Source organism: Xanthobacter agilis, assembly GCF_021730435.1.
GTDB lineage: Bacteria > Pseudomonadota > Alphaproteobacteria > Rhizobiales > Xanthobacteraceae > Xanthobacter > Xanthobacter agilis.
Genome location: NZ_JABWGX010000054.1, coordinates 1 through 10,416 on the forward strand (window position 1 = coordinate 1; position 10,416 = coordinate 10,416).

Here is a 10,416-nt window from a genome sequence, read left to right on the forward strand (position 1 = left end):
TCCTCGAAGGTGCGCACCATGTGCATCACGTTGAGGGCCTCGCCATAGCCGGTGTCTCCGTCCACCAGCACCGGCAGGCCGCTGGCCCGCGCCACCTGCCGGATAAAGAAGGCGACCTCGTCCACGGTGATGATGCCGAGGTCCGGCAGGCCCATGGAGGCGGTCATGGCCGCGCCCGAGAGGTACGCAGCGGAAAAGCCGGCGGCCTTGGCCTGAAGCGCCGCCATGCCGTTGTGGGTGCCGGGGATCTTGACGATGCCGCCAGCTTCCACCAGCGCCCGGAAGCGGGCGCCGGCGGGTTCGTGAGGCAGATCCGAGGATATGAGATAGGGCATCTTTTTCTCCTTCAGGCCACGCGGATGGCGGCGCGGCCCCGCGCCTCCAGCGGCACGAACACCTGGTGCTCGGGGCCGACATAGTTGGCGGAGGGGCGGATGATCTTGTTGTCGGCCCGCTGCTCGATGATGTGCGCGCTCCAGCCCGAGGTGCGGGCAATGACGAACAATGGCGTGAACAAGGCCGTCGGCACCCCCATCATGTGGTAGGAGACGGCGCTGAACCAGTCGAGATTGGCGAACATCTTCTTGGTCTCGCCCATCACCTGCTCGATGCGGCTGGCGATGTCGAACATGCGGGTCGAACCCGCCTCCACCGACAGCCGCCGCGCCACCTCCTTGATGACCACGTTGCGCGGGTCCGCCACCGTGTAGACCGGATGGCCGAAGCCGATCACGACTTCCTTGGCCTCGACGCGGCGACGGATGTCGGCCTCGGCCATGTCGGGATCGGGGTAGCGCTTCTGGATCTCGAAGGCCACCTCGTTGGCGCCGCCGTGTTTCGGCCCGCGCAGGGCGCCGATGGCGCCGGTGATGGCGGAGTAGAAGTCCGCCCCCGTGCCGGCGATGGAGCGGGCGGTGAAGGTGGACGCGTTGAACTCGTGCTCCGCATAAAGGATCAGCGACGTCTCCATGGCCCGTACATGGCTCGCGACCGGCGCGCGGCCGTGCAGCAGGTGCAAGAAGTGCCCGCCGATGGTGTCGTCCTCGGTCTCCACCTCGATGCGCCGCCCGTTCTGGGAGAAGTGGAACCAATAGAGCAGCATGGAGCCGAGCGAGGCCATCAGCCGGTCGGCGATGTCGCGGGCGCCGGCGGGATTGTGGTCGGCGGCCTCCGGCAGCACGCAGCCGAGCGCGGAGACCCCCGAGCGCATCACGTCCATGGGATGGGCGGCGGCGGGCAATTGCTCCAGGGTCCGGCGCACCGCTTCCGGCAGGCCGCGCAGGCTCTTGAGCTTGGTCCGGTAGGCGGTCAGCTCCGCGCAGGTGGGCAGCGTGCCATGGACCAGGAGATGGGCGATCTCCTCGAAGCCGCACGTCTCCGCCACGTCGAGAATGTCGTAGCCGCGATAATGCAGATCATTGCCGGAGCGGCCCACCGTGCACAAGGCGGTGTTGCCGGCCACCACGCCGGAAAGGGCCACGGACTTTTTCGGAGCGGGCTTGGCCGCGCGTGTCTGTTGCTCGGACATGGAAAGCCTCCTCAGCCTGAGATCACGGTGAGTTCCGGCGCGGAGGTGGCGCGCCAGTCGAAGATTCCGGTGGTCCGGACGGTTCCCAGCAACGCCGGATCCACCTGGAAGGTCAGCCCCGGCAGATCATCCGCCTTGAGCCGGATGAGACGATCCACCGTGCCGAGGAAGCGATCCTGCTCCGCCGGCGAGACCACGCCTTCGGCCAGGGCGCGGAACTTGGCCACATATTCCGCCCGGCCGAACGGACGCGCCCCGAGCGGATGGGCATCGGCGATGGCAAGCTCGTCCTCGATCACGCGGCCGTCTTTCAGCGTCACCACCACGCGGCCGCCGAAGGCCTTCTCCCGCGGATCGCGGCTGTGGTAGCGGCGCGTCCATTCCGGGTCTTCCACCGTGGAGATCTTGTGCCACAGGGCCACCGTCGAGGGCCGCGAGGCGCGTTCCGGCGCATAGGAGCGTATATGGTGCCAAGCGCCGTCCTCCAGCGCCACGGCGAAGATGTACATGATGGAATGGTCGAGGGTCTCCCGGCTCGCCTTGGGGTCCATCTTCTGTGGGTCGCCGGCGCCGGTGCCGATCACATAATGGGTGTGGTGGCTGGTGCGGATCACGATGGACGCCACCTGCGACAGGTCGCCGACTTTCGGTCCGAGCCGGCGGGCCAGGTCGATGAGCGCCTGGCTTTGGTATTCGGCCGAATGCTCCTTGGTGTAGGTGTCGAGAATGGCGCGCTTGGGCTCGCCCTTTTCCGGCAGGGGCACGATGTATTCCGCCGTCGGGCCGCCGAGCAGATAGGCGATGAAGCCGTCCTCGCCCTCCCAGGCCGGGGAGGGAGCGCCCTCGCCGCGCATCACGCGGTCCACGGCCTCCACCGCCATCTTGCCGGCGAACGCGGGGGCATAGGCCTTCCAGCTGGAAATCTCGCCCTTGCGTGACTGGCGGGTGGTGGTGGTGACGTGGAGCGCCTGCTGCACCGCCTGGTAGATGGTCTCTGTGGGCAGGCCCAGCGCCGCGCCGATGCCGGCGGCGGCGGAGGGGCCGAGATGGGCGATATGGTCGATCTTGTGCTCGTGCAGGCAGATGCCCTTCACGAGGTCGACCTGGATCTCGTAAGCGGTGGCGATGCCGCGCACCAGGGCCGTGCCGTCGAGCCCGCAATGCTGGGCCACCGCCAGGACCGGCGGGATGTTGTCGCCGGGATGGGAATAGTCGGCGGCGAGGAAGGTGTCGTGGAAGTCCAGCTCGCGTACCGCGACACCGTTCGCCCAGGCCGCCCATTCGGGCGACAGGCGCCGGTGCGGGGAAAGGCCGAACACGGTGGCGCCCGGCTGGTAGGGGTGGGCCAGAGCCTGCGCCCGTGCGCTCGCCACCGGGCGCCGGGTGAGGGAGGCCGCCGCCACCGCGGCATTATCGATGATGCGGTTGCCGATCATCTCGGCGACGTCATCGTCCACCGGCACGGGATCGGCGGCCACCTCGGCGATCTTCCAGGCCAATTGCCCGGCGCGCGGCAGAGCCTCGGCGGAGGTGGCGGTGCGGACGGAATGCTGCTTCACGAGCTTTGATCCTTGGATTGAACGGAAAGGGATGGCACCGGCATGGGCCGGCCCGAGGCGTCGACCGCCACCATTTCGAAGACACCGCGCACGGCCAGACGGCGGGCGCCGGACAGGAGGGCCTCGGCGGTCATCTCCACCTCCACCGTCATGGAGGTGCGGCCCACCCGGGTGACGCGGGCGCACAGCTCGACGATCTCGCCGACGCGGACCGGAACGTGAAATTCGGTCTTGTCGGCGCTCGCCATTACGACCGGTGTCCGCGCGCGGCGGGTGGCGGCGACGAAGGCCGCCTTGCCCATGAGGGAGAGCGCATTGCCGCCGAACAGGGTGCCGTAATGGTTGGCCTGATCGGGGAACACCATCTCCACGAACGAGGTTTGCGAGGGTCCGGGAGCTGCGCCCGCGCCGATGTCGCGGGGGAGGGCGGATGCGGGCGCGTCCATCTCAGGCGGCTCCGGGCGAGGCGGTCTCCCGCACCAGGGGGATCATCTGATCGCCCCAGGCGCCGGCGCCGTCGTGATGGCGGGAAACACGCACCAGTTCCACCGAGACACCGGCGGCAACCGCCCGCTGGATCGCCTCGTTCACCCGGTGGACGGCGTCGGCGACCCGGCTGATGGCGCGGTCCCGGTCCGACAGGTCCGGCGGCGCGACGGGCTTGAATTCGGCATTCATGGGTGTGCTCCTGTGGGACGGGGTGGCGAAAAGGAGTGGGTGAGGGGCGCTGTCCCGAACCGCGGGCGGACCGCCCCTCACCCGGCCTCCCATCCGGACGGGCGGCTGCCACGGCCACGCCGTCCGGTGGCGCGGGGAGGTGCCGCCATCCGCGCCGGGAGAGGGAACGGGCGGAAACTCACTCCGCCGCGAACTGGTTCATGGTGTTGCCATGGCCGCCGGCCTTCAGGGCGCGCGTGCCCGCCACCATCTCCTTGAAGGTGTCGCCGAGGTCCGAGCCCACCTCATGCTGATGCTTCACCGCCGAGATGCCGCGCCGGATCTCCTCGCGCTGGACCCGGTTCACATAGGCCTTCATGCGGTCCGGACCGAAGTAGCCATGGCTCAGCTCGTCGGTGGCGAGAGCGGTCAGATGGAAGGTGGGCAGGGTGATGAGATTGTGGAACACCCCCGCCTGGGCCGAGATGTCCGCCTGGAAGCGGGCGAGCCGCGCATCGGCCTCCTGGCCGAGGTCGTCCGTGTCGAGCTTGGCCGACATCAGCAGCGCGCCGTCCGGATAGGCGTCCTTCGAGATGCGCCCCTCAGCGATCCATTCCGCGCGCACCTGCTTGCGGATGTTGAGCGTCCAGTTGAACGACGGCGAATTGTTGTAGGTGAGCTTCGCATCCGGCACGACCGCGCGGATCTCCGCCACCATGGACGCGATGTCCTTCACATTGGGCGTGTCGGTCTCGATCCACAGCAGGTCGGCGCCGCCCTGGCTGAGGGCCGCGATGCAGTCCTCGATGACGCGGGCGCGTCCGGAGCCCTCCTTGAAGGCGAAGAGGCCATTGGGCAGGCGCACCGGCCGCACCAACGCACCGTCCAGCATGAGCCCCAGCTCGCCTTCCTTGAGCGGGTCGGAGTCCGTGACCGGCTCGGTCTTCAGCCACTTGGTGTATTGGCTGGCGAGATCGCCAGGCTTCTGGCTCACCGGGATCTTCTGGGTGAGGCCGGCGCCGAGGCTGTCGGTGCGCGCGACGATGACGCCGTCCTCGACCCCCAGTTCCTCGAAGGCGAGCCGCACCGCGCGCAGTTTCTCGATGAAGTCCTCGCGCGGCACCGTCACCTTGCCGTCCTGGTGGCCGCACTGCTTGGCGTCGGAGACCTGGTTCTCGATCTGGATGCAGCAGGCGCCGGCCTTGATGAGCGCTTTCGCCAGCAGGTAAGTGGCGTGCTCGTTGCCGAAGCCGGCGTCGATGTCGGCGATGATCGGGACCACATGGGTCTCGAAGCCGTCGATGGCGCCGATCGCCTCCCGCTCCGCCGCCGCGTCGCCCTTCGCGCGCGCCGCCTTCAGGGCCTTGAACAGGTCGTTGATGGCCACTTCGTCCGCCTGGCGCAGGGAGACATAAATCTCCTCGATCAGGTCCGCGACGGCGGTCTTCTCGTGCATGGACTGGTCGGGCAGGTGGCCGAAGCGGTTGCGCAGGCCCGCCACCATCCAGCCGGAGAGATAGACATAGGCGCCGCGGGTCGTGCCGTTGAGGCGCTTGACCGACTTCACCATCTGCTGGGCGTGGAAGCCGGACCAGCAGCCGAGGGACTGGGTGAAGCGGGCGGGGTCGGCGTCATAGGCGGCCATGTCCCGCCGCATCACCTTGGCCATGGCACGGGCGATGTCGAGGTGCGTGTCAAATGTGTTCTGAAGGCGCAGCTGGATGATGTCGTCGACGCTCACACCGCCCGGCGCCACGCCGTCGGGAAACCGCGCCTTCAGTTCGGCGGCGCATGCGGCATAGCTCCTCGACTGGCCCATGGGGTCTTCCTCTTCGCATTCCGGATCGTTTCGCGCCGGTCGCGAATGTGCTTGCGACCGGATCGTTTCCTCACAATATTTGCCGCGGTGAAGGAGCGGAATGACTGAAAATGCGTGGATTTGCGAGGATTGAGCGGCCGATTTGCGAATGTTGCGAAGTTAGGGCGCGCCCATGAAGAAGACCTTCGTCGGCGTCCGCCTGAAGCGGCTGCGGGAGGAGCGCGGCCTCACCCAGGTGGCGCTTGCGCAGGCGCTCGGCCTGTCCGCCAGCTATCTCAACCAGTTGGAGAAGAACCAGCGGCCGCTCACGGTGCCGGTGCTGCTGAAGATCAACGAGATCTTCGGCATCGACGTGCAGTTGTTCTCGGAGGGTGAGGAGGGGCGCCTTGTTGCCGACCTGCGCGAGGTGTTCACGGACCCCCTCAATGCGGAGCAGGTGAGCCTTGCCGAGTTGAAGGAGGTGGCCGCCGCCATGCCCGCCCTCGGCCGTGCCGTGGTGGCCCTGCATCGGCGCTGGCGACATGCCTTGGAGCGGGCGGACGCCATGGCGGGAGAGCTGGGGCTCGGCTCGGGTGGCATGTCGGCGCCGGCCACGCTGATGCCCTACGAGCAGGTGCGCGATTTCTTCTATGCCCACCACAATTACTTCGCAGAGCTGGATGAAGCGGCCGAACAGCTCGCCGCGATCGCCGGTCTCATGCCCGCGGACATGGGCGAAGGCCTCGCGCGATACCTGGAAGGTCGCCATGGCGTGCGTGTCGTGCGCACAACGGAGGTCGGCGTCGAAGGGGCCACGGCCTTGCGCCGCTTCCTTCCGGACGAACGGGTTCTCCGGCTGTCGCGAAGTCTCGACAACGGCCAGCGCGCGTTCCAGATCGCGACGCAACTCGCCTTCCTGGAATTGGGACCGCTCATCGAGCGGCTGGCGGGCGCGGCCGCGGCGGGCGTGGGGGAAACCCATGCGCTGGCCCGCATCGGCCTTGCCAACTATTTCGCCGGGGCGCTTCTGATGCCATATGGCGCCTTTCTCGCCGCCGCTGAGCGTGAGCGCTACGACATCGAGCGGCTCGGGGCGTTGTTCAGCGTCGGCTACGAGACCATCTGCCATCGCCTTTCGTCGCTCCAGCGGCCGGGGGCGTTGGGCGTGCCGTTCTTTTTCATTCGTGTGGATCGGGCCGGCAACATCTCCAAGCGCCAGTCCGCAACCGATTTCCATTTCTCCCGCGTCGGCGGCACCTGTCCGCTCTGGAATGTCTATGAGGCCTTTGCCCAGCCCGGACGCATCCTGACCCAGGTGGCGCAGATGCCAGATGGCCGGACCTATCTCTGGATCGCCCGCACGGTGCAGCATGCGGCGGGGGGCTATGGTGATCCGGGCAAGACCTTCGCCATCGGGCTCGGCTGCGACATTCGCCATGCCGGCCGGCTCGTCTATTCCAAGGGCCTCGCGCTCGCTGATCCGGCGGCTGCAACGCCTATCGGGGCCGGATGCAAGGTGTGCGAGCGCCCCGCCTGCCCGCAACGCGCCTTTCCTTTGATCGGTCGCCCCCTTGCCGTGGACGAAACCCGCAGCGTGCTCAATCCTTACGCTGCGAGATAAATATGATATCACGACATAAGGATGTCTTTATATCGCTATTGACAGGCAAGCGGTTCGCCCGCAGACTAAACGCGTCGTGGTTCTCCGGTCCGTTTTCGGCTCCGGAGCTAAGAGGGAAGCCGGTGTGACGCCGGCGCTGCCCCCGCAACTGTTAGCGGCGAGCCGAAGTCCATTCTTGCCACTGGGAGCGATCCCGGGAAGGCGGACGAACGGCGACGACCCGTGAGCCAGGAGACCTGCCGCGACGATAGAAACGTCCTCGGGCGGGGTGTCCCGGTGGTGCGCTCGGGGTTCGGCCGGCCTCTGCCGTCCACGCCACGACGCCTGCCGTCAAAGCCTCGCCCTCAAGCGAAGGGCTTGAAGCCGTGACAACATCGTTGATCCCCACCGCCACCCTCGGCACGCCGCGCATCGGACCGCGCCGCGAGCTGAAGGCGGCGCTCGAAAGCTACTGGTCGGGCAAGACCCGCGAGGCCGATCTGCTGGAAGCCGCCGCCACGCTGCGCGCCGCCAATTGGGCCCGCCAGAAGGCGCACGGCATCACAATCATCCCCTCCAACGACTTCTCCCTCTACGATCAGGTGCTGGATACCAGTGTCATGGTCGGCGCCATTCCGGAGCTTTATGGCTGGCGCGGCGGCAAGGTGCCGCTTGCGGTCTATTTCGCCATGGCCCGTGGGGCGGATGGAGCCCAGGCCGAGCCCGCCTGCAGCCACGCCCCGGCTCCGGTTCAGGGTGTGCCCGCGCAGGAAATGACCAAGTGGTTCGACACCAATTACCATTATATGGTTCCAGAGTTTATGCCGGGTCAACGATTTGAGCTCGCCTCGCTCAAGGCCGTGGATGAATATCGCGAGGCAAAGGCTCTCGGATATGAGACCCGCCCGGTGCTGCTCGGACCGATCACCTTCCTGAAGCTCGGCAAAAGCAAGGAGCCGGACTTCGATACCCTCTCACTGCTCGGCAATCTCCTTCCGGTCTATGTGGACGTGCTGCGCCGCCTTGCGGCCAATGGGGCGGAGTGGGTGCAGATTGACGAGCCCTGCCTTGTGCTCGATCTCGACCCCGCCGCGCGGGACGCGTTGCGGCGGACTTATGCCTCCATCGCGCATGCTCTGCCGAACCTGAAGATCATGCTCGCCGCCTATTTCGGTGCCCTCGATGACAATCTGGAGCTGGCCTTGTCCCTGCCCGTGGCGGGCTTGCATCTGGACCTTGCGCGGGCCCCCGAGCAGTTGGATGCGGTTGCCGAGAAAGCCCGCCCAGGCCTCGTGCTTTCGCTTGGCGCGATCGACGGGCGGAACGTCTGGCGGGCGAACCTGCCAGCGGTGGTGGAGCGCCTGCGGAAGGTGGTCGCGAAGCGTGGCACCGACCATGTGCAGCTCGCGCCGTCCTGCTCGCTGCTTCATGTCCCCATCGACCTTGAGCTGGAAACCGATCTCGATCCGGATCTGAAGTCGTGGCTCGCCTTCTCGGTGCAGAAGATGGACGAGCTTTGCGTGCTCTCGGCCGCGCTTTCCGGTGACGAGACGCGCGTGAAGGATGCGCTTGAGGCCTCAGCGGCTGCCGCCGCCGCGCGCCGCACATCGCCGAAAGTGCATCATCCGGCGGTTGCCGCCCGTATCGAGGCGGTCACCGCGGAAATGGCCACCCGAAAGAGCGCCTTTGCCGCGCGCGCTGAGGTGCAGCGGCGGCGGCTGGATCTGCCCGCCTTCCCCACCACCACCATCGGCTCCTTTCCTCAGACATCCGAGGTGCGCAAGGCCCGTTCCGACCACGCCAAGGGTGCGCTGAGTGACGACGCCTATGCCAGCTTCCTGCGCGAGGAGACGGCGCGCGCGGTGCGGTGGCAGGAGGAGATCGGCCTTGACGTGCTGGTGCACGGCGAGTTCGAGCGCAACGACATGGTGCAGTATTTCGGCGAGCAGCTTTCAGGCTTCGCCTTCACACGGCACGGCTGGGTGCAGAGCTATGGCTCACGCTATGTGCGCCCGCCGATCCTGTTCGGCGACGTCGCCCGCCCCGCGCCGATGACGGTGGAATGGTGGCGCTATGCCCAGTCGCTCACCACGAAGCCGCTCAAAGGCATGCTCACCGGACCGGTGACGATCCTCAATTGGTCCTTCGTGCGCGACGACATCCCGCGCGGCACCGCCTGCCGGCAGATCGCCCTCGCCATCCGCGACGAGGTGCAGGATCTGGAGGCGGCGGGCGCGGCCATGATCCAGATCGACGAGGCGGCCCTGCGCGAAGGCCTGCCGCTGCGCCGCCGCCAGTGGGGTGAATATCTCCAGTGGGCGGTTGCCTGCTTCCACCTGTGCACGTCCGGTGTCGCGGACGAGACGCAGATCCACACCCATATGTGTTATTCGGAGTTCAACGACATCATTGATGCCATCGGGGCCATGGATGCCGACGTCATCTCCATCGAGACGTCGCGCTCGAAGATGGAACTGCTCGATGCCTTCACGAGCTACAAGTATCCCAACGAAATCGGTCCAGGGGTCTATGACATCCACTCGCCCCGCGTGCCCGCCGTGTCCGAGATGACCGATCTGGTGGCGCGCGCCCGCCAGCGCCTCGACGACAGCCAGATCTGGATCAATCCCGATTGCGGCCTGAAGACCCGCAGATGGGAGGAGGTCAGGCCGGCCCTGGTCAACATGGTGGCCGCGGCACGCGAGATCCGCGCGGCGGCGCTATAAGGCCGCGAGGCGGGGGCAGCGGTGGAGCGCTGCCCCCGCCCCAGTCTTCACACGCTATTCCCGGCACCCCCGATGGATGCTCGTTTTCTCGAAATCGAACCGCACGTGCCCAGGATCTCCGAAAGCGCACCCTCCAACAGGTGAGGCTGGCATCGGGATGGAGGATTTCACCACGCCGCGCACGGCGGCCAGCTTCTCCCCATCGCGCACGGACATCTTGTCGAGCACCACCACGTCGGCACACGCGATCTGAGGGGCGAGGAGGTCGAGCGGGGTGTGGTTGTCTTCCTCGCGCGCGCGGCAGGTCACGACCTCGCGTCCGCCCCAACCAAGGATCTCGGTTGCGATTAACCATAGGTCGCGACGAGGACAAGGCTGTCTCCCGATCCTCCCACACCCTCACGCCGCCCGCCCCATCTCCCTGTCCCCATCGGCGGCGGCCTGCGTCTTGCCGTTGCGCACGAAGGTGGCGGAGCCCAGGATCTGGGAGCCGTCGGAGAAGCTCTGCTCGTTGTCGTCAGGCGTCACCGAGATCTCGGTGATGCCGA

The 10,416-nt window shown here is 67.2% G+C and carries 9 protein-coding genes and 1 riboswitch; of the genes, 2 read left to right on the forward strand and 7 right to left on the reverse strand.

Annotated elements, in window-relative coordinates:
- From HUW53_RS21475 to HUW53_RS21500, 6 genes are all read right to left on the reverse strand, one after another.
- Positions 1-335: isocitrate lyase/phosphoenolpyruvate mutase family protein (locus HUW53_RS21475; RefSeq protein ID WP_237347785.1), on the reverse strand; the 335-nt coding region annotated here is incomplete at its 3' end.
- An 11-nt stretch (positions 336-346) separates the two neighbouring features.
- Positions 347-1,528 carry a bifunctional 2-methylcitrate synthase/citrate synthase gene (gene prpC, locus HUW53_RS21480; RefSeq protein WP_237347786.1) on the reverse strand — a complete coding sequence of 394 codons (1,182 nt, stop codon included), beginning with the start codon at positions 1,526-1,528 and terminating at the stop codon, positions 347-349.
- An 11-nt stretch (positions 1,529-1,539) separates the two neighbouring features.
- Positions 1,540-3,087, reverse strand: a complete 1,548-nt coding sequence (locus tag HUW53_RS21485; RefSeq protein WP_237347787.1) for an MmgE/PrpD family protein — start codon at positions 3,085-3,087, stop codon at positions 1,540-1,542.
- Positions 3,084-3,533: an acyl-CoA thioesterase gene (locus tag HUW53_RS21490; RefSeq protein WP_370877868.1), complete on the reverse strand. Its 450-nt coding sequence runs from the start codon at positions 3,531-3,533 to the stop codon at positions 3,084-3,086. The genes HUW53_RS21485 and HUW53_RS21490 overlap by 4 nt, the downstream gene beginning before the upstream one ends.
- Position 3,534: 1 nt before the next feature.
- On the reverse strand, positions 3,535-3,765 hold the full coding sequence (locus HUW53_RS21495; protein ID WP_237347788.1) for a hypothetical protein: 231 nt from the start codon (positions 3,763-3,765) through the stop codon (positions 3,535-3,537).
- A 178-nt stretch (positions 3,766-3,943) separates the two neighbouring features.
- Positions 3,944-5,563, reverse strand: coding sequence for an isocitrate lyase (locus HUW53_RS21500; RefSeq protein WP_237347789.1), 1,620 nt, complete (start codon positions 5,561-5,563; stop codon positions 3,944-3,946).
- A gap of 172 nt (positions 5,564-5,735) precedes the next feature.
- On the opposite strand from HUW53_RS21500, the gene HUW53_RS21505 reads away from it, so the two are divergent.
- Positions 5,736-7,163, forward strand: coding sequence for a short-chain fatty acyl-CoA regulator family protein (locus tag HUW53_RS21505; protein WP_237347790.1), 1,428 nt, complete (start codon positions 5,736-5,738; stop codon positions 7,161-7,163).
- 64 nt (positions 7,164-7,227) lie between these two features.
- Positions 7,228-7,421, forward strand: a riboswitch (cobalamin riboswitch).
- A 107-nt stretch (positions 7,422-7,528) separates the two neighbouring features.
- Positions 7,529-9,868, forward strand: a complete 2,340-nt coding sequence (gene metE / locus HUW53_RS21510; protein WP_237347791.1) for a 5-methyltetrahydropteroyltriglutamate--homocysteine S-methyltransferase — start codon at positions 7,529-7,531, stop codon at positions 9,866-9,868.
- A gap of 54 nt (positions 9,869-9,922) precedes the next feature.
- On the opposite strand, the gene HUW53_RS21515 is transcribed toward metE, so the two are convergent.
- Positions 9,923-10,177, reverse strand: coding sequence for a CobW family GTP-binding protein (locus HUW53_RS21515; protein WP_237347792.1), 255 nt, complete (start codon positions 10,175-10,177; stop codon positions 9,923-9,925).
- Positions 10,178-10,416 lie beyond the last annotated feature (239 nt).

Excerpts from the sequence above, each read along its gene's own strand:
- HUW53_RS21490 (WP_370877868.1), bottom strand. The coding sequence starts at position 3,533 with ATGGACGCGCCCGCATCCGCCCTCCCCCGCGACATCGGCGCGGGCGCA.
- HUW53_RS21500 (WP_237347789.1), bottom strand. The coding sequence starts at position 5,563 with ATGGGCCAGTCGAGGAGCTATGCCGCATGCGCCGCCGAACTGAAGGCG.
- HUW53_RS21495 (WP_237347788.1), bottom strand. The coding sequence starts at position 3,765 with ATGAATGCCGAATTCAAGCCCGTCGCGCCGCCGGACCTGTCGGACCGG.
- prpC (WP_237347786.1), bottom strand. The coding sequence starts at position 1,528 with ATGTCCGAGCAACAGACACGCGCGGCCAAGCCCGCTCCGAAAAAGTCC.
- HUW53_RS21505 (WP_237347790.1), top strand. The coding sequence starts at position 5,736 with ATGAAGAAGACCTTCGTCGGCGTCCGCCTGAAGCGGCTGCGGGAGGAG.